16 protein-coding genes are annotated in these 16,914 nt (G+C 70.4%); 10 read left to right on the forward strand and 6 right to left on the reverse strand.

Going from position 1 to position 16,914, the window contains the following annotated elements:
- Both ACRX5S_RS31550 and ACRX5S_RS31555 read left to right on the forward strand, forming a co-directional pair.
- Nucleotides 1–744, forward strand: a 744-nt coding sequence (locus ACRX5S_RS31550) for an SDR family NAD(P)-dependent oxidoreductase (RefSeq protein ID WP_436776577.1), incomplete at its 5' end; no start/stop codon positions are given.
- 126 nt (nucleotides 745–870) lie between these two features.
- The gene (locus tag ACRX5S_RS31555; RefSeq protein ID WP_436776578.1) at nucleotides 871–1,626 is read left to right on the forward strand and encodes an SDR family NAD(P)-dependent oxidoreductase; all 756 of its coding nucleotides are present in this window, start codon (nucleotides 871–873) and stop codon (nucleotides 1,624–1,626) included.
- 106 nt (nucleotides 1,627–1,732) lie between these two features.
- On the opposite strand, the gene ACRX5S_RS31560 is transcribed toward ACRX5S_RS31555, so the two are convergent.
- Nucleotides 1,733–2,371: a cysteine hydrolase family protein gene (locus ACRX5S_RS31560; protein ID WP_436776579.1), complete on the reverse strand. Its 639-nt coding sequence runs from the start codon at nucleotides 2,369–2,371 to the stop codon at nucleotides 1,733–1,735.
- A gap of 208 nt (nucleotides 2,372–2,579) precedes the next feature.
- Here ACRX5S_RS31560 and ACRX5S_RS31565 point away from each other — a divergent pair, with 208 nt between their 5' ends.
- Nucleotides 2,580–4,385, forward strand: a complete 1,806-nt coding sequence (locus tag ACRX5S_RS31565; protein WP_436776580.1) for a cholesterol oxidase substrate-binding domain-containing protein — start codon at nucleotides 2,580–2,582, stop codon at nucleotides 4,383–4,385.
- Nucleotides 4,386–4,542: 157 nt separating this feature from the next.
- Entirely contained in the window at nucleotides 4,543–5,535 is a 993-nt protein-coding gene (locus tag ACRX5S_RS31570; RefSeq protein WP_436776581.1) for an LLM class flavin-dependent oxidoreductase, read from the forward strand.
- A 137-nt stretch (nucleotides 5,536–5,672) separates the two neighbouring features.
- Here the strand turns inward: ACRX5S_RS31570 and ACRX5S_RS31575 are convergent, their stop codons facing one another.
- The 5 genes from ACRX5S_RS31575 to ACRX5S_RS31595 all read right to left on the reverse strand — a co-directional run bounded on the left by ACRX5S_RS31575 (nucleotide 5,673) and on the right by ACRX5S_RS31595 (nucleotide 11,228).
- Complete coding sequence (locus ACRX5S_RS31575; protein WP_436776635.1) at nucleotides 5,673–5,966, reverse strand: CoA transferase; 294 nt, start codon at nucleotides 5,964–5,966, stop codon at nucleotides 5,673–5,675.
- A complete protein-coding gene (locus ACRX5S_RS31580) occupies nucleotides 5,936–6,973 on the reverse strand; it encodes a CaiB/BaiF CoA transferase family protein (RefSeq protein WP_436776582.1) in 1,038 nt (345 codons plus the stop codon). Before ACRX5S_RS31580 ends, ACRX5S_RS31575 begins: the two co-directional genes overlap by 31 nt.
- A 244-nt stretch (nucleotides 6,974–7,217) precedes the next feature.
- Nucleotides 7,218–9,614, reverse strand: a complete 2,397-nt coding sequence (locus ACRX5S_RS31585) for a CaiB/BaiF CoA transferase family protein (protein ID WP_436776583.1) — start codon at nucleotides 9,612–9,614, stop codon at nucleotides 7,218–7,220.
- A gap of 52 nt (nucleotides 9,615–9,666) precedes the next feature.
- Entirely contained in the window at nucleotides 9,667–10,830 is a 1,164-nt protein-coding gene (locus ACRX5S_RS31590; protein WP_436776584.1) for a thiolase C-terminal domain-containing protein, read from the reverse strand.
- A complete protein-coding gene (locus ACRX5S_RS31595; protein ID WP_436776585.1) occupies nucleotides 10,827–11,228 on the reverse strand; it encodes a Zn-ribbon domain-containing OB-fold protein in 402 nt (133 codons plus the stop codon). The genes ACRX5S_RS31590 and ACRX5S_RS31595 overlap by 4 nt, the downstream gene beginning before the upstream one ends.
- 64 nt (nucleotides 11,229–11,292) lie before the next feature.
- On the opposite strand from ACRX5S_RS31595, the gene ACRX5S_RS31600 reads away from it, so the two are divergent.
- The 6 genes from ACRX5S_RS31600 (at nucleotide 11,293) to ACRX5S_RS31625 (ending at nucleotide 16,826) form a co-directional block, all read left to right on the forward strand.
- Complete coding sequence (locus ACRX5S_RS31600; protein WP_436776586.1) at nucleotides 11,293–12,345, forward strand: amidohydrolase family protein; 1,053 nt, start codon at nucleotides 11,293–11,295, stop codon at nucleotides 12,343–12,345.
- A 65-nt stretch (nucleotides 12,346–12,410) separates the two neighbouring features.
- Entirely contained in the window at nucleotides 12,411–13,007 is a 597-nt protein-coding gene (locus tag ACRX5S_RS31605) for a TetR/AcrR family transcriptional regulator (protein ID WP_436776587.1), read from the forward strand.
- Nucleotides 13,004–13,774: an enoyl-CoA hydratase/isomerase family protein gene (locus tag ACRX5S_RS31610; RefSeq protein ID WP_436776588.1), complete on the forward strand. Its 771-nt coding sequence runs from the start codon at nucleotides 13,004–13,006 to the stop codon at nucleotides 13,772–13,774. The genes ACRX5S_RS31605 and ACRX5S_RS31610 overlap by 4 nt, the downstream gene beginning before the upstream one ends.
- Entirely contained in the window at nucleotides 13,761–14,990 is a 1,230-nt protein-coding gene (locus ACRX5S_RS31615; protein WP_436776589.1) for an acyl-CoA dehydrogenase family protein, read from the forward strand. Before ACRX5S_RS31610 ends, ACRX5S_RS31615 begins: the two co-directional genes overlap by 14 nt.
- A gap of 50 nt (nucleotides 14,991–15,040) precedes the next feature.
- A complete protein-coding gene (locus ACRX5S_RS31620) occupies nucleotides 15,041–16,042 on the forward strand; it encodes an acyl-CoA dehydrogenase family protein (protein ID WP_436776590.1) in 1,002 nt (333 codons plus the stop codon).
- Complete coding sequence (locus tag ACRX5S_RS31625; protein ID WP_436776591.1) at nucleotides 16,035–16,826, forward strand: enoyl-CoA hydratase/isomerase family protein; 792 nt, start codon at nucleotides 16,035–16,037, stop codon at nucleotides 16,824–16,826. Before ACRX5S_RS31620 ends, ACRX5S_RS31625 begins: the two co-directional genes overlap by 8 nt.
- Nucleotides 16,827–16,914: the final 88 nt, after the last annotated feature.

Consider the following 16,914-nt stretch of genomic DNA (forward strand, 5'->3'; position numbering starts at 1 on the left):
GAGGCGCTCGCCGCCGCCGCCGACCGGCTCCGCACCCAGGCGCCCGCGGGCGCCGCGATCCACACCATCGTGATGGACGGTTGCCGCTCCCAGGACGTACAGGCCGCCGTCGAGGCGGCGCGAGGCTCCGAAGGCCGACTGGACGTCTGCGTCGCGACGGTGGGCGGCGGCTCCATCGCCCCGATCCTCGCGCTCGACGACGAGCAGTTCATGAACGACATACGCCTGAGCCTGTCCAGCGCCTTCCTCGCGATCAAGTACGCGGGCGCCGCCATCGCCGCCAGCGGCGGCGGTTCGGTGGTCACCATCTCGACCACGGCCGCCCGCATGCACCCGCCCTTCATGTCCGGGTACGCCGCCGGCAAAGCGGGGCTGGAGGCGCTGGTTCGCGTAGCCGCCGACGAACTCGGCCCGCTGGGCGTCCGCGTCAACGCCGTACGCCCCGGACTGACCCGATCCCAGGAGGACTCGGCGATCTTCCGCGACCCGGCGCTGGTCGCCCAGTTCGTTGCGAACAAGCCGCTGGGCCGCACCGGCCTGCCCGAGGACATCGCCGAGGCGGTGCGCTACCTCGCCGGTCCGGAGTCGTCCTGGACGACCGGGCAGAGCATCGCGGTGGACGGCGGCAACGAGATGCGGGCGATGCCGTCCTTCGAGAACTTCGCGCGCGCCGTGTGCGGCGACGCGGCGGTGGACGCCGCTCTGGCGGGCCGGATCCCCGCGGTGGCCGACTCCGTGTCCTGACCACCGCGCCACAGACACCAGGCGTCGAGGCGGCCTGGCGCCGGTCCCCCGGCACCACCCGGACCACGGCGCCGAGTTCGGTTGTGACAGCCGGGGCGTCAGGCCCCGGTGTACTGAGAGGAAACCATGAGTGCACTACAGGGCAAGACGGCCATCGTGACCGGCGGAGGCGGCGGTATCGGCCGGGGCATCAGCCTCGCGCTGGGCAAGGAGGGGGCTTCGGTCGCGGTGGTGGACCTCGACGCGGCGACCGCCGAGGCCACCGTTGCGCAGGTGGTGGACAGCGGCGGCAAGGCGTTCGCCCTGGCGTGCGACATCCGGGACTCGGCCGCGGTCGACGCCGCGGTGGCCGCCGTGGTGGACCGCTTCGGCACCGTCGACATCCTGGTGAACAACGCCATGGCCGCGCGCACCCACGTACCCCTGGAGGAGGTGACCGACGAGGACCTCGAACTGGCTTTCCGCACAGGCCCGTTCGCTTCGGTCTACTTCATGCGGGCCTGCTTCCCGCATCTCAAGGGCGGCGGCCGCGTCGTCAATCTGCGGTCCGGCTCGGAGATCCAGGGCCTTCCCGGCTACGGCTCCTACGTCCCGGCCAAGGCCGCGGTCGGCGGGCTCACCCGAACCGCCGCCCGGGAGTGGGGGGCCCACGGCATCACCGTGAACGCGGTGTGCCCCTTCGCTCTCAGCCCCGCCGCACAGGCGCACTTCGAGGCCCGCCCCGAGGATCTCGCGTCCGCGCTGAGCAACCTGTCCATCAAGCGAACGGGTGACCCGGAGGCCGACATCGGCCGCGCGGTGGCGTTTCTGGTCGGCCCCGACGCCGACTTCATCACCGGCTGCACCCTCATGATCGACGGCGGCGGCTCCTTCCTCGGTTAGATCCGACACACACGGCCTCGCCCCGAGCGCGGGGTGGCACTGGCAACCCGTGCCACCCCGCGCTCGGGCCCTGCCGATGCAAGACCAGGGCACCGGAGGGTGCCGCTCACGAGGCGCCCGAGGGGCTCCCCCACACCTCAACGAGGTCGTCGGTGTTCACCACGGTCGCGACCAGGGAGAGCGAGTTCTCGATGATCACGTCGGAGTAGGACGCGGGAACACCCGCGACGGCGTCGCGCACCAGGACCACCCGGTAGCCGAGATTGACGGCGTCGAACACGGTGTTGGGGATTGCCACATTGGTCGACACCCCGACCACGACGACCGTGCGGCAGCCGAGATTGCGCAGCAGGGCGTCGACGTCGGTACCGGCAATCGGGGACAGGCCGTGCAGGCGGACGCTCACCAGGTCCCGCGGGTCCGTGCCGACCTCGGGGACCGGTTCGACCGCGGCCGTGCCGAGGAGTTGCTTGACCGGACTGCGTCGCGCGGCCTCGAACAGCCGGGCGTTGGAGTTCGCGCCCTTGCCGTCGGAACGTCGGCCGGCGACCGCGTGCAGAACCTGTACCCCCGCCCCGCGGGCTGCACGGGCCAGGCGCGCGATGTTCTCCACGGCGCCGGATTCCTGTGCCTCTCGCGCGAGTTCGGGGAACGCACTTTCAGGACCCACAACCCCGCGCTGGACCTCCTGGGTCAGCAGCAACGTGGATCGCGGGTCGACCAGTTCCGCCAAGTCAGTAGTCATCGGACCTCTTTCGGTTGGGATTCCTGTCCCCGCCCGCCCACGGCGTGCGGCCACCGGGGGTCCGGCGGCCGGGCTGGACTTTGCTAAATGAATAATGGATTCTGTATGCACTTTACTTGAAAGCGGAAGATCGTTTTCCGAGACTGGGTGTCCGCCGGCTCCTCCGTCCGGCACGAACCGCCCCCACGACAACTCCGAGGGAGCGCACATGGTTTCACCCATCCCCCTGTCCCCGTCCGCCGCAGGCGACAACGGCGCCGCGCCCGAACAGCCGCTGTCCCGGCGTGGTTTCCTGCGCGGCAGCGCGGCTGCCGGTCTGGCGGCCGCCGCTGCCGGTGCTGTCGGCGGGGTGACGTTGGGGCCGCGCGCCTACGCCGGGTCCGCAGAGGCGACCATCCCGCCCCCGCCGAATTTCCCGGGCGCGATCCCGGTCTACCAGCAGACGTATACCAACTGGGCACAGGAGCTGACGTTCCCGGACGTGTGGACCTGCTCGCCCCGGACCTCCGCCGACGTGGCCGTCCTGGCGAACTGGGCCAAGGACAACGGCTACCGCCTGCGGCCGCTCGGCAGCGGGCACGGCTTCGCCCCCACGATCCTGCAACCCGGCTCCCCCACCGCGCGGTTCGTCCTCGTCAACACCACCGACCACCTGACCGGGATCAGCGTCACGCCGGGCTCCCCCGGCAAGGCCGCCTGCCAGGCCGGGGCCCTCCTCGAAGACATCGCGGCCGCCTGCGAGCCGCACGGCCTCGGCTTCCTGCACACCACCGCCCCCGGGGACGTCACCGTCGCAGGCGCGCTGGCGATGAACTGCCACGGCACCGCCGTCCCGGTGCCGGGCGAGCACCTCGCCCCCGGCCACTCCACCGGGACGCTGAGCAACCTCGTGCTCTCCCTCACCGCGGTGGTGTGGGACGCCGGCCGATCCGCCTACGTGCTGCGGACGTTCGCACGCAACGACCCGTCCATCGGCCCGCTGCTCACCCACGTCGGACGCGCGTTCGTCACCGACGTGACCTTGCAGATGGGACCGAACCTGAAGATGCGGTGCCTGAGCCGGACCGACATCGACACCGACACCCTCTTCGCCCAGCCCGGCATCTGGCAATCGAACACGTTCGCCGAAATGGTCCGCCACCACGGCAGCGTCGAGGTCATCTGGTTCCCGTTCCACAAGACGCCGTGGATGAAGCTGTGGACCAAGGCGCCGACACAGCCCGCCAGTTCCAAGGCGGTGACGGGGCCGTACAACTACCCCTTCTCCGACAACACGCCCCTCGAAGAGGCCCTGGCCACCGCCGCGTTCCTGCGGCAGAACCCGGCGGCCGTACCGGACTTCAACACCCGGGCCGCGGAGGGCGCCGTGCAGGCGCTCGCCGCGACGACGTCCGGCGACCTGTGGGGCTCGGCGCACGCGCTGACCTTCTACGTCAAACCCACCAGCCTGCGCGTCACCACCGCCGCCTGGGGTGTACTGACCCCGCGCGTCAACATCCAGCGCGTGGTCGCCGACTTCTACCACCACTTCAACGGCGTCGTCGCCGCCCACCAGGCCCAAGGCCAGTTCCCCTACACCGGGCCGGTCGAACTACGTGCCCACGGCCTCGACCGCCCCGGCGAAGTCGTCGTGCCCGGCGCCGTACCGCCCTACCTGTCCGGGGCCCGCCCGATCCCGTACCGCCCCGACCTCGACACCATCTTGTGGTTCGCGGTCAACAACAACGTCAACCAGCCCGGCGCGATCGCCTTCAACCAGCAGATCGAGAACTGGTTCCTCACCCACTTCGGCCCGATGGCCGTGGTACGACCCGAGTGGACCAAGACATACGGCTACACGGCGGCCGGCGGCTGGACGAACGGGCAGCTCCTGACCCGGACCTTCCCCGACACGTTCCGCGGGCAGGGCTACTCCACCACGAACAACTGGGACGCGGCCGTCGGGCGGCTCAACGCCTACGACCCCCACCGCGTTTTCACCAACCAGTACCTCGACACGCTGATGCCGGCCTGACCTCCGACACCGCCGCCGGCGGGTCCCTGCCCCGAAACGAGGGCGGGGCCCGCCGGCACTGTCACACCCGTCTCTTCTCGTCCACCCCGACCTCGCCCGACCCATCGGCCGGCGCTACGCCCGCCCACCGCCCTGTACCACCGCTAAGGAGCCCTGCATGACGGTCTTCACCCTCCGGTTCGATTTCCGGGACCCTGGACTCACCGAGACCGGCATGGCCGACCGCTACGCAGCCGCCCTCGAAATGGCCGAATGGGCCGACCGCCTGGGCTTCTTGGCCGTCACCCTGTCAGAACACCACGGCAGCGACGACGGGTATCTGCCCGCCCCGCTCACCTTCGCCGCCGCGATCGCCGCCCGCACCGAGCGCATGATCATCAACTTCTCCGCCATCCCCGCCCCACTTCACGACCCTCTCCACCTGGCCGAGCAGATCGCCGTCGTGGACCTGCTCAGCCGCGGCCGCGTCAGCGTCGTCCTCGCCAACGGCTACATCCCCTCCGAGTTCGACATGTTCGGCGTTTCCCTGCGCGACCGGGCCGCCCGGACCACCGAGACCGTCCGCACTCTGCGCGCGGCATGGACCGGTGAGCCGTTCCAACACCGCGGCCGCACCGTCCGGGTCACCCCGACCCCGCACCAACCTGGCGGCCCGAAGATCAGCCTCGGTGGCTCCGTCGAAGCCGCCGCCCGTCGCGCCGCCCGCATCGCCGACGGCTTCGTGCCCTCATGGCCGGGCGTGTGGGAGCACTACCGCGACGAACGCATCAACCTCGGACACCCCGACCCGGGCCCGCACTTCGGCGGCAACACCGACTTCGTGCACCTGTCCAAGGACCCCGACCGGGACTGGGCCCGCATCGCCCCCCACGCATTGCACGAATCCACCGCCTACGGCGCCCACTCCGCAGCCGCGGGAACACTCGGCCATGGCGTCTACACCACCCCCGAATCCGCCGAAGCTCTGCGCGCCGGCGGGCAATACCGTGTCATCACCCCGGAGCAGCTCACGGGCGAACTCACCAACGCCGGCGATGCCGGGCTGGTGGTGTTTCACCCGCTCATGGGCGGCATCGCACCCGAACTGGCCTGGGAGAGCCTGCGCCTGTTCGAAACCGACGTTCTCCCGCGCCTCCGCGTCGGCACGTGAACCCGACAACGCGCCCCGCTGCCGCCGGCGTCCGAGCGCCGCGGTGACACCTGCTGGGGAAGGCGGTACGTGCGGGCCGCCTTCCCCAGCGGGCACTTGCCCTTTCCCGCAAACTCGCCCATGCCGTCCATCCGCCGTCAGCGGACGTGCGCGTCGACTCCTGCGCGGGACCGGATTTCGGCGATCACGTCGGCCTCGTAACCGAGTTCCGCCAGTACCGCGTCGGTGTGCTCGCCCAGCGCCGGCACCGCACCCATGGGCTGCTCGTAGCCGTCGACGACCGGCGGGGGCAGCAGAGCCGTGACCTGCCCCGCCGGTGTGCCGACAGTGCGCCACCGATCCCGTGCGGCCAGGTGCGGGTGGGCGACGACCTCGGACGGGGTGTTGTACCGGGAGTTGCCTATTCCGGCCGCATCCGCGCGCGCCTGCACCTGTGCCAACTCGTGCTTTGCGCACCACGCCCCCCGATGGCGTCGTCCAGAACATCGCGCTGGGCCACCCGGTCCGCGTTGCCTCGGTACCGGACGTCGTCGGCCAGGTCGGGGCGGTCGATCAACTCGCGTGCCAGGCGCTGCCATTCGGCATCGTTGGTGGTGCCGATCACCACTGTGTGACCGTCTGCGGTGCGGTACGCGCCGTACGGGGACACCGCCGGGGAGCTCATCCCGATGGGTACCTGGTCCACCCCCGCGTGCCGGGTGTAGGTGAGCGCGTAGCCCATCATTTCCGTCATGGTGTCGAACAGGCTCACCGACACCTGTGCCCCGCCTGTCGTGCCGCCGCGCCCCTGGCCGACCAGCATCGCCATGACCGACAGCGCCGCGTACAACCCGGCCGACGCGTCCGCCATCGGCGGCCCCGGTTTGGCAGGGGCCCCCGGGTGCCCGGTGATCGCGCACGCGCCGGACTCCGCCTGCACCAGCAGATCGTAGGCGCGTTTGTGCGACAGCGGCCCTCCTGCGCCGTACCCGTCGATGTCCACGGCGATCAGGTCCGGGTGACGGGCGGCCAGGGCCTGCCGGGACAGACCGAGCGTTGCCAGCGCGCCGGGAGCGAGGTTGGACACCAGGACGTCGGCACGGTCGAGCAGCCGGTGCATCACGGGCATGGCGGCAGGGTGTTTCAGGTCGAGTGCGACGGACTCCTTGCCGCGGTTGAGCCACACGAAGTGCGCTGCTTGCCCGTGCACCACGTTGTCGTAGTAGCGCGCGAAATCGCCGCCCCCCGGATGCTCAATCTTGATCACGCGTGCACCGAAGTCCCCCAGGGTCCGGGTGCACAGCGGTGCGGACACCGCCTGTTCCAACGCCACCACTGTCACGCCGGCGAGGGGGCCGGGGCGGCCCGAGGCGGACGTCCGGTCGTGCTCTGGGTCTTCCACTGTCACTCCTGACCTGTCGTGTCGTGAGGTCGTCGGAGCACGCAGGCGTCGCGGCACCGCCGCTCCGTGCCGGGCATCGCGAACTCCGGTGGGCCGACCCAGGTGCCGGGCACGGAGGGCCTCAGCTCCCCGACCCCAATGCCATAGTAATCACTATGATCGGGTCGGCACCAGGGCTCCTCACGCTGCTGGCCGACCGCTCTCACGGGGCCGGGGCAAGCCAGACCGCGGCCGGGGCAGACGGAGCCAGAGGGCCGGTGGCTCTCGACGACCGTGGTCCCCGAAGTCGGCGCCGTGGGCTCTACTCGACCCAGTGTTCTTCGAAGACCGCCTCGGCTGCGACGAGCCCGTCGATGTCGGTGTCGGCGAACCCGTGCTCGCGCATGATCTCGCGCGTGTGCTGGCCGCAGACCGGCGGCGGGCCCCAGATGTGCTGGGGGGTGTCCGAGAAGCGGATCGTCTTGCCGAAGTGCTCGAAGCTCCCTAGTTTCGGGTGCTGTTGCCGCACCACCAACTCGTGGGAGAGCATCTCCGGGTCGTCGAAGACGCCTCGGCCGAATTCGTCGTCGCACAACTCCACGGGAACTCCGGCGGTGTCGAGGAGTGCGCGCACCTCCCTGCCGGACCGCTCCTGGAACCACGACGCGAGACGGTCCGCGTCGAGCCGGTCGACACCGATCCCGGTAGCGGCGGCCAGCGCCTTGCGGTGCGGTTCGGTGACCGCGGCGACGCATGCCCAGCCGTCGGACGTCTCGTAGAGCCGGTAGAGGGCGTGCAGTCCGAGCTGCATGCGGTCCAGGCGCGGACGCGGCAGCGCGGTGCCGTCCGCCTTCACCGCCGCCATCGACGCGACCAGCAGGCCCGCGTTGAGGATCGAGGTGTCGACGGCCTGCGCCTCACCGGTGCGGGCGCGATGGTAAAGGGCCTGAAGGACGCCGATCGCCGAGAAGAAGCCGTTGCCGGTGTCTCCCAGCGAGGTCAGGCTCCAGAACGGTTTGCCGCCGTCCCAGCCGCCGCCGTCCTCCCAGGTCACGCCGGCCAGCGAGCAGCCCGTCTGGTCGTTGCCGGGCGAGTCGGACCGCGGCCCGCGGTCGAATCCCCGGGTGTGGCAGTAGATGATGTCCGGGTTGATCGCACGCAGCGCGGCCTCGTCGCACTTCAGGCGTGCCAGCGCGTCCCGGCGCATGTTGGAGTGCACGACATCGGCGGACGCCACGAGCCGGTGCAGGACGGCGAGTCCGGCCGGGGTCTTCAGGTCGATGCCGATGCTGCGCTTGCCGCGGTTGCAGCCGTAGGCAATGTGCTGGGCGTGCCACCACCGGTCCCGGAAGGCGTTGACCTTGATGACGTTCGCGCCGAGGTCGGCGAGCAGTTGGGTGCCGAACGGACCGGCCACGGCGAAGCCCAGGTCGAGAACGGTGATCCCTTCGAGGGGGGAGGTTCTGCGGACCGACGGCACGGGACCGCTCGGCGCCGGGGGTGTCTCCGGAGTCGGCGCGGTGTGGGTGTGTTCGCCGACGCGCGGCACAGGACCGCGCACGCGTCCTGGGGTGCGGCTGAGTCCGTAGAGGATGCCGGCCTGTCGCAAGGGCCCGTGGTCGGGGTGCTCCACGTCGACGACGGCGTGCTCGGCGAGGAGCGCCGGATCCCGCAGCGCCTCCTCCGGCGTGCGGACCGGTTGCAGCGGTACGCCTGCCTGTGCGGCCACGGTGACCCACTCGTCGCTGGGGAACTTGGCGAAGGCCTCGGCCATTTCCGGGAAATAGTGGGCGAGGATGACGATGCTCTCCGGGTCCGGCCCGATCCGGTCCGGATCCTCGCGCACGCTGGTGATGTCGCGGCGCTCGGCCAGCGTCTCCCCGTCGGCGCTGCTGAGCACGAAGGCGGGGTTCGGCACCCACTGCTGGATCCAGCGTCCGTCGGAGCACCGGAAGATGCCCTTCGGGGCGCGCCGGTCGTACACCCACGAGCGATAGCCGACCGCGTCCGGCCGACCCACCCGCTGCCATTTCGAAGCGGTCGCGCTCAGCGCGGCCTGGAGCAGCGACGTCTCCACGTGCTGGCCGCGGCCGGTGTGCTCGCGGGCGAACAACGCGGCGTTGACACCGGTTGAGGCGAGGAACGCGGCGCCCATGCTCAGCCACGGCGTATAGGTGAAGATCGGCCCGGGTCGCGGCGCGCCGGGCGCCATGCCCTCGGGGATCTCCAGGTCGGCGAGGAACGGCCCCTCCCCGTGCATGTACGGAACCGCGCCGCCGTCGTGGCTGCGCTGCACGTCGAGGATCCCGAGACGGGCTGCGACCAGCGCCTCGTAGCCCGGTCGTCCGCGGTGACCGGCGTGTTGTCCGTAGGCGGTGATCGAGCACACGATCAGGCGGGGGTTGCGGGCTCGCAGCGTAGTCGCGTCGAGACCCAGGCGGGCCATGGTGCCCGGTGCGAAGGACTCCAGGACGATGTCCGCGCCGTCGGCCATGGCGAGAAACCGGTCGCGGTCGCCCGCCTGCTTGAGGTCGAGGACGACGCTGCGCCGGCCCCGCAGCCAGACGTCGTAGCCGGGAGTGCCTCGGAAGGGGTCGCCGCCGGGCGGCTCGATCTTGGTCACGTCCGCGCCGTGGTCGGCGAGGAGCATCCCGGTGACGGGGCCCGCGATGCCCCAGGACAGGTCGAGCACGCGGACGCCTTCGAGAACGCTTGCCATGATTCCCCTTGCTGTGGTTGGGAACTTCGGGCTGCCCGACGGCCCTTGGGCCTCAGTCCCGGGCCAGAACGGCCCCGGTGCGGCTCGCGGTGACCAGGATCTGCCGCGCCCCGGGCACCTGGTTGACGGCGGTCCCTCGCAACTGGCGTACCGCTTCGAGCACCAGGTTCAGCCCGTGGATGTAGCCCTCGCCGATCAACCCGCCGTGGGTGTTGGTGGGCAGCGCACCGTCGAGGGCGAGGTTGCCCTCGGCGACGAAGTCCTTCGCCTCGCCGAACCCGCAGAGCCCGAGGCCCTCCAGTTGCATGAGCAGGATCGGCGAGAACGCGTCGTAGATCATCGCGGCGTCGAGTTCGTCGCGACGGATTCCGGATCGCTGGAACAGTCGGCGGCCGATGGCCACGGATCCCTGCATGACCGACAGTTCACGGCTGTAGTGGTCGGACCCGATCTCCTGCTCGAACAACCCCGCGGTCGCCGCGGCGGTGATGAACGCCGGCGTGTTCGGAAGGTGAGCGGCGCGCTCCCGCGAGGTGAGGACCAGGGCGACCGAACCGTCGGTCTCCTGGCAGCAGTCGAAGAGGCGGATGCAGGGTTCGGCGATCCAGCGCGACGCCTGGTGGTCGTCGAGCGTGATCGCCCGTTGGTGGCCCCAGGCCGCCGGATTCGTTGCGGCGTACGCCCGGAGTTGGACGACGGCCCGCCCGATGTCGGCGCTGGTGACGCCGTAGGTGTGCATGTACCGGGTGGCGTTGAGCGCCATCCACGACGCGGGGGTGAGCAGGCCGTAGGGCATGCACCACTGCATGGCTGTCGTACCGGAATGGCCGGACGTCGGCGACACCGCGGTTTTGGCGCCCCCGAACCGGGTCGCGCCGGACCTGGCTCGTACGGCCCGGTAGACGACGACAACGTCGGCGGCGCCGCTGCCTATTGCGGCGGCGGCGTGCAGCAGGGTCCCCATGGAGCCTCCGCCGCCGTATGGCACGCGGGACGAGTACCCGATCTCCCGGAAGCCGATGGACCGCACGAGTTCGGTCTCCTCGACGGGGTCGACCGTGTAGCTGACGATTCCGTCGACGTCGGCGGCGGACAGGCCGGCGTCGCGCAAGGCGTCCCGGATTGCCTCGCAGGCCAGTTGCAGTTCCGTCCGTCCGGCCCGGCGCGAGAACTCTGTCGCGCCGACCCCGACGATCGCGGCTCCCGTGTCGATCACGATGGGCTCCCAGCGGGTCGGAACACGGGTACCGCACCTCCGTCAGCTGTCGGTTCGAAGGCGACTTCCAGGCGCATGCCGATCCGGATGTCCGCCGGCTCCACGTCGACCAGGTTGGACACCAGCCTGATGCCCTCGTCGAGTTCGACGAGGGCGGCGAAGACCGGGTAGTCGAACGCCGGGTGCTGTGGATGGTGCAGCAGCGCGTAGCTGTACAGGCTGCCGCGTCCGGACAGGTCCACGACTTCGTGGTCGAGTGAGTGGCAGTGCGGGCACATCGGTCGCGGCGGGTGCCGCATGACCCCGCAGGCGCCGCACCGTTGCGCGACCAACGCGCCTCGGGCTGCGGCTTCCCAGAAGAAGAGCGAATCGTCGGTGGCAGTTGTGTGAGGTCTCACAGCGATGCATAGTAGGTGCTATGTTTCTGGCCGCGCAAGGCTCCGGATCAACCGGGAGGGCTCTATGACCAAGCTGATTTCAGCCGACTCGCACGTGGCGGTGAGCCTGGACGTCATACGCGAGCGGGTGCCGCGTTCGCTGCACAGAGCCTTCGACGACGCCATCGCCGCCCAGGCGAAGATCGACGAGGACCTGCGCGGCGGACGCACCATCTCCATGGACGACTGGGACCTGGAGGCGTTCCGCGACCCCGGCTACCGCGACCCGGTGGCCCGACTGGCCGCGATGGACCGCGACGGGGTCCAGGCCGAGGTCCTCTACTGCGAGGTCAGCGCGTTCCGCGCGTTCGGGCTCGTCAAGGGCGACTGGAAGCCCATCAGCCGGGCATTCACCGACCACCTCACCGAATTCGCCTCGCACGACCCGGACCGGCTCGCCGTGTCGTACCAGGTCCCGATCATCGACATCGCCTACGCCGTCACCGAGGTCGAACGACTGGCCGCTCTGGGCGCGAGGTCCGTGCACCTGCCGAACTTCCCGAGCGAGATCGGGCTGCCCGACTACCACGAACGACTGTACGACCCGCTGTGGTCCGTGTTCCAGGAGACCGGCATCTCGATCAGCCACCATCTCGGCAACCGCCACTGGCTCTACGACGTCATGCGGCGCGACCCGACGCCGCAGGCCGCGATCTTCACGTCGATGCCCGCACTGGCCCTCTCCGAGACGATCGCCTGGTGGATCCTGACCGGGACGCTTGAGCGGTTCCCCGGCCTGAAGATCGTCTTCGTCGAGCCGGGACTCTACTGGGCGCCGGGCTTCATCGACGGCCTCGACCGCAAAACCGACGTCTACGACCTGCCCGGCCTGCGCCTCAAGCCGAGCGAGTACTTCCGCCGCAACATGGCGCTCACCTTCATGGACGACGAAGTCGGCCTGGGACTACGGCACTTGATCGGCATCGAGAACATCCTCTGGTCCACCGACTTCCCGCACCCCGCGACCACGTGGCCCAACTCGCAGACCGTCGTGGCCCGCCAGTTCGCCGACATCCCGGACGTCGAGCGCGACCTGATCTGTAGCGGCAACGCGGAACGCATCTACGGCCTGTCATGAACGCACCCGGGTCGCGGCGCCCAGACAGGCGCCGACGGTCGGACGGCGCCGCCACCCGGGCACGCGTGCTCGACGCGGTGATCGAGTGCATCCTGGACCAGGGCTACTACGAGGCGAGTTCGAACGCGATCGCCCGTCACGCCGGGGTGACATGGGGCACCATCCAGCACCAGTTCGGCAGCCGGGAGGCGTTGCTGCTGGCCGTGGTTCAGGATCGATGGCGTCGCCTGGCCCTGCATCTCGGCACCGTCGAGGTGTCCGGCACCACCCTCGAAGAACGTCTCGCCTGCGTGATGGAGGCCCTGGACACGCACTACGGCTCACCGGAGCACCTGGTGATCACGCAGATCATGCTCGACCTGGGGCAGTCGCCGGCCACCAGCGCGTCCACGAAGCAGGCCGTGCTGGCACACGCGGACGAACTCTCCCTGGTATGGCGCCCGTTGTTCGCCCGAGCGCTGGGAGAGGCGGCCTGTGACGAGAGTCTGGTCCGCTTCGCGTTCATGAGCATCCGCGGCTACCTCAGCGCCACGACCATGGCCGGCATCCACGTCCCGCAGCCCCCCGACAGGGCCGTCCGCGCGCTGCTGCTGCGCGGCATCGCGTACGCCATCCACGAACAGGCCGCGCGCGCCGGCATCCAGATGGGACATCCGACATGACCACCCCGACGCTGACCGCCGCGGACACGGACTCCGTCCGCACGCTGACGCTGAACCGGCCCCAGGTCGGCAACGCACTCGACGCGGACCTCATCGGCGCCTTGACCGAAGCGGTCGAGACCGCCGACGCCGACGAGCAGGTCCGCGCCATCATCCTCACCGGTGCAGGCGATTCGTTCTGCACCGGCCTGGACCTGGTCGCCCTGCGCGCCCCCGACTGGGACCCGACGCTCTGGAACACGGCCCTTCACCGAATCCTCGACACCACCACCCCGATCATCGCCGCCGTCAACGGGCCGGCGAACACCGCCGGCCTCGGCCTGGTACTCGCATGCGACTTCGCGCTCGCCGCCGAGAAGGCCACCTTCGTCGACCTGCACGCGAAAGTCGGGCTGATCTCCGCCTCCGGCATGTCGACGCTCCTCGCGGACCGCATCGGCCTGCCCCGCGCCAAGGAGATGTGGCTCACCGCCCGCTCTGTCGACGCGGCGACCGCGTACCGCTGGGGGCTGGTCAACGACGTCCTGCCGCCGGAGGACCTGGCAACGGCAGCGGCCGAACGGGCCCGCGCCATCGCCCGCGCATCCGCCGCCTGGGTCCGCACCGTGGTCGCCACCCACGACCAAGGCAAACAGGCCGTTCTGCAGCCGCAGTTCGCGATGGAGGCCGCTGCCGCGGCCGCCTGGGCCGCGGAACACCGCGGACCGAGGAACGCCGCCTCCCCCAGTACGGCCAAGCCCACCAGGAGAACCGATGGACTTCGATGACTCCCCCGACGAGGCCGCCTACCGCGCACGTGTCCGCGAGTACCTCCACGTACACGAAGCCGACCTCGACCGCGGGCCGTCGGATGCGGGCGGCGGACCTGAGGATCCGCGGACGCGGGCACTGCGCCGCACCCAAGCGGTGCTGTACGCGGGCGGCCTCGTCGGCGTCACCTGGCCGCTCGCGTACGGCGGGCAGGGCCTCTCGGCGATGCACCAGGCGATCGTGGACCAGGAACTGACCCGAGCGGGGATCCCGCGTCTGATCAACCACATCGGCATCGGCATGTGCGGGCCCACGGTCATCGCCCATGGTAGTGAGGAGCAGCGGCAGCGCTACCTGCCGCGCCTGCTCTCCGGCGAGGACGTGTGGTGCCAGCTCTTCAGCGAACCCAGCGCGGGCAGCGACCTTGCGGCCATGCGCACACGCGCAGTTCGCGAGCACGACACGTGGACCGTGCACGGGCAGAAGGTCTGGACGACCGGCGCCCAAATCGCCCGCTACGGAATCCTGCTCGCCCGCACGTCGCCCGATCTGCCCAAGCACCAGGGCCTGACCATGTTCGTCATCGACATGCACGCGTCCGGAGTGCAGGTCCGACCGCTCCGCCAGATGAGCGGTGGGACCCGTTTCAACGAAGTCTTCCTGGACGGCGCAGGCATCCCCGATCGCGAACGGCTCGGCCAGGTCGGCCAGGGCTGGCACGTGGCCCTGACGACCCTGCTCCACGAGCGAAGCGCGATCGGCGCGGACGGCAAGGAACTCGGCGCCGGAAGCGACGCGCTGATCGCGCTCGCCGCCACCCATTTGCCCGGACTGCCGACCGCGCGGCAAGCCGTACTGCGGCAAGCCCTCGGCCGCGCCGTGGCCGAGTCACTGGCGTCCCGCTACACGGGCTACCGGTCCCTGTCTCAACTGTCACGCGGTCGGTTGCCGGGTCCGGAGGCAAGTGCCGGAAAACTGGCGGCCGTTCGAGCGGCCAAGCGCGTCGCGGATCTTGGCGTGAGACTGCTTGAGGGCGGCCAGGCCGCGACATTCCCCCAGGAAGACTCGCCGGCACTCCGGTTCCACACCGCCCAGGCCGAGCTTCCGGGCATGTCCATCGCGGGCGGGACCGACGAGATCCTCAAGAACGTCATCGGCGAGCGGGTTCTGGGCCTGCCGCGCGAACCCCGCCCGGATCGTGCGCACCGTTCCGGTGGCGAACACACCCCCTGACGGCAGGCGTTCACCCGCGGATCCGTCGACAGCCCCCTGGAGCCTCTGTCATGAACTTCACCCTCGACGACGACCAGCAAGCCGTCGCGGACGCGGCGCGGGCCTTCTTCGCGGCCCAGGGCGACCTCGCCCTCATCCGACGTCTGCTCGACGATCCGGGCAGTGGTACCGCCGCGCCCGGGCGCAAGGCCCTGGCCTCCGTCGGCTTCCTCGGGATCACCGTCGCCGAGTCATCAGGCGGTGGCGGTGGAACGCTCCTCGACCTGGCCGTCGTCGCCGAGCAGGCCGGCCACTACTTGGCGTCTCCGTCCCTGGCCACCAGTGCGAGGGCGGCCGTGCTGCTGGCGGGCAATCGCGAACAGTTGTCCGCTCTCTCGGACGGGTCCACCGCCTTTGCCGTGGTCGACGGAGACCCCCAGGCTTCGGAGCCGAGCCTCGACGCCGCCACCGCGGAGATGTTCCTGGCGTTCGACGGGGAGGACCTGGTCATGGGTCCTGGCAGCGCTGCCCCGGTCCCGCCCTTGGACGTCAGCCGGTCACTGGCCGAAGTCCGGCTGACCGACAGCGAGGTTCTGGTGCCGGCCGCCCGCCACTTGTGGGAGCGAGCCCGCCAGGTCGGTGCGGTCGTCCTCGCCGCAGAAGACCTCGGAGCCGCGTCCCAAGTGCTCGACTTCACTCTTGAATACGTGCGCATGCGCACCGCCTTCGATCGGCCAGTGGGCTCCTTCCAGGCGGTCAAGCACGCACTGGTCGACGTCTACACCGACCTTGAGCAGGTGCGCTCCCTGGTGTGGTGGGCGGCCTGGGCCGCCGACGCGGACCCCGGCGAGCTGCCGCTCGCGTCGTCGGCCGCGGCCGCGCTGGCGGCCGGAGCGTTCGAACGCGCCACCGAGACAGCCATCCAAGTACACGGCGGCATCGGCTTCACATGGGAGCACGACGCCCACCTCTACTGGCGGCGCGCCAAAGTCGACCGGCTCCTGCTCGGCGACGAATCCGAACACCTCGACGCCGTCGCCCGCCACGCACTCGCGGGCGCAGACCATGAGTGAACCGACGGACCTGCGGACCCACCGCGACGGAGACGGCGTCGTCACCGTCACGCTGAACCGACCCAAGCGCCGCAACGCGCTCACCGGCCGCACCATGGAGGAACTGGCGACCACGCTGGCCCGAATCGGCAACGACCCCCACGTGCGCTGCGTCATCCTCACCGGCGAGCGGGGATTCTGCTCGGGTGTCGACATCGACTGGCTCAACGCCGTCCCCGCCGAGCAAATCCTCGAACAGGGCGTGGACTTCTACCGGTTGCCCCAGTCCACCGTCCGTGCGCTGCTCGCGCTACCCGTTCCCACCATCGCGGCGATCGACGGCCCCGCCGTGGGCCTGGGCCTCGACCTCGCTCTGGCCTGCGACAGCCGCTTCATCGGTCCCGAAGGCTGGCTGCGACAGGGATGGGCCGCGGGCGGACTCATCCCCGCGACCGGCGGCGTCCACCTCATGGACTCCCTCGCCCCCGGAGTCATCTGGCAGCTCCTCGACGGCCAGCCCAAGATCGACGGCCACCAGGCCCACAGGCTCGACCTCGGAGAGCCAGCCTCCGACACAGCGTTGGCAGCAGCCCGAGCAAGGGCCGCACATCTGGCCCAGATACCCCCCACCGCAATCCGCGGGTACGTCACACTCTGCCGCGCCCGAATACGCCGTGGATGGGAGGAGCACTTGCGGACAACCGCCGAGATCCAGCTCACACTGTTCTCCGAAGGCCACTACCGCGCCGCACTCACCGGCCAACTGGACCGCCGCCAAAACGACCCGAACCACAGCGCGCCATAGGGGCTTGTCTCACGGGTGCCAGCGCCTTCGACGTCCGGGCAGGCGAAGACATCTCCCCCTGCTGGTGATGGTCTGGCGGCGTGACGCC

Origin of the sequence: Yinghuangia sp. YIM S09857 (assembly GCF_051388915.1) — a bacterium.
In the GTDB taxonomy this organism is placed as follows: domain Bacteria; phylum Actinomycetota; class Actinomycetes; order Streptomycetales; family Streptomycetaceae; genus Yinghuangia.

Coding starts and splice junctions, on each gene's coding strand:
- ACRX5S_RS31585 (WP_436776583.1), bottom strand. CDS start 9,614: ATGGCAAGCGTTCTCGAAGGCGTCCGCGTGCTCGACCTGTCCTGGGGC.
- ACRX5S_RS31600 (WP_436776586.1), top strand. CDS start 11,293: ATGACCAAGCTGATTTCAGCCGACTCGCACGTGGCGGTGAGCCTGGAC.
- ACRX5S_RS31555 (WP_436776578.1), top strand. CDS start 871: ATGAGTGCACTACAGGGCAAGACGGCCATCGTGACCGGCGGAGGCGGC.
- ACRX5S_RS31610 (WP_436776588.1), top strand. CDS start 13,004: ATGACCACCCCGACGCTGACCGCCGCGGACACGGACTCCGTCCGCACG.
- ACRX5S_RS31615 (WP_436776589.1), top strand. CDS start 13,761: ATGGACTTCGATGACTCCCCCGACGAGGCCGCCTACCGCGCACGTGTC.
- ACRX5S_RS31570 (WP_436776581.1), top strand. CDS start 4,543: ATGACGGTCTTCACCCTCCGGTTCGATTTCCGGGACCCTGGACTCACC.
- ACRX5S_RS31625 (WP_436776591.1), top strand. CDS start 16,035: ATGAGTGAACCGACGGACCTGCGGACCCACCGCGACGGAGACGGCGTC.
- ACRX5S_RS31560 (WP_436776579.1), bottom strand. CDS start 2,371: ATGACTACTGACTTGGCGGAACTGGTCGACCCGCGATCCACGTTGCTG.
- ACRX5S_RS31565 (WP_436776580.1), top strand. CDS start 2,580: ATGGTTTCACCCATCCCCCTGTCCCCGTCCGCCGCAGGCGACAACGGC.
- ACRX5S_RS31620 (WP_436776590.1), top strand. CDS start 15,041: ATGAACTTCACCCTCGACGACGACCAGCAAGCCGTCGCGGACGCGGCG.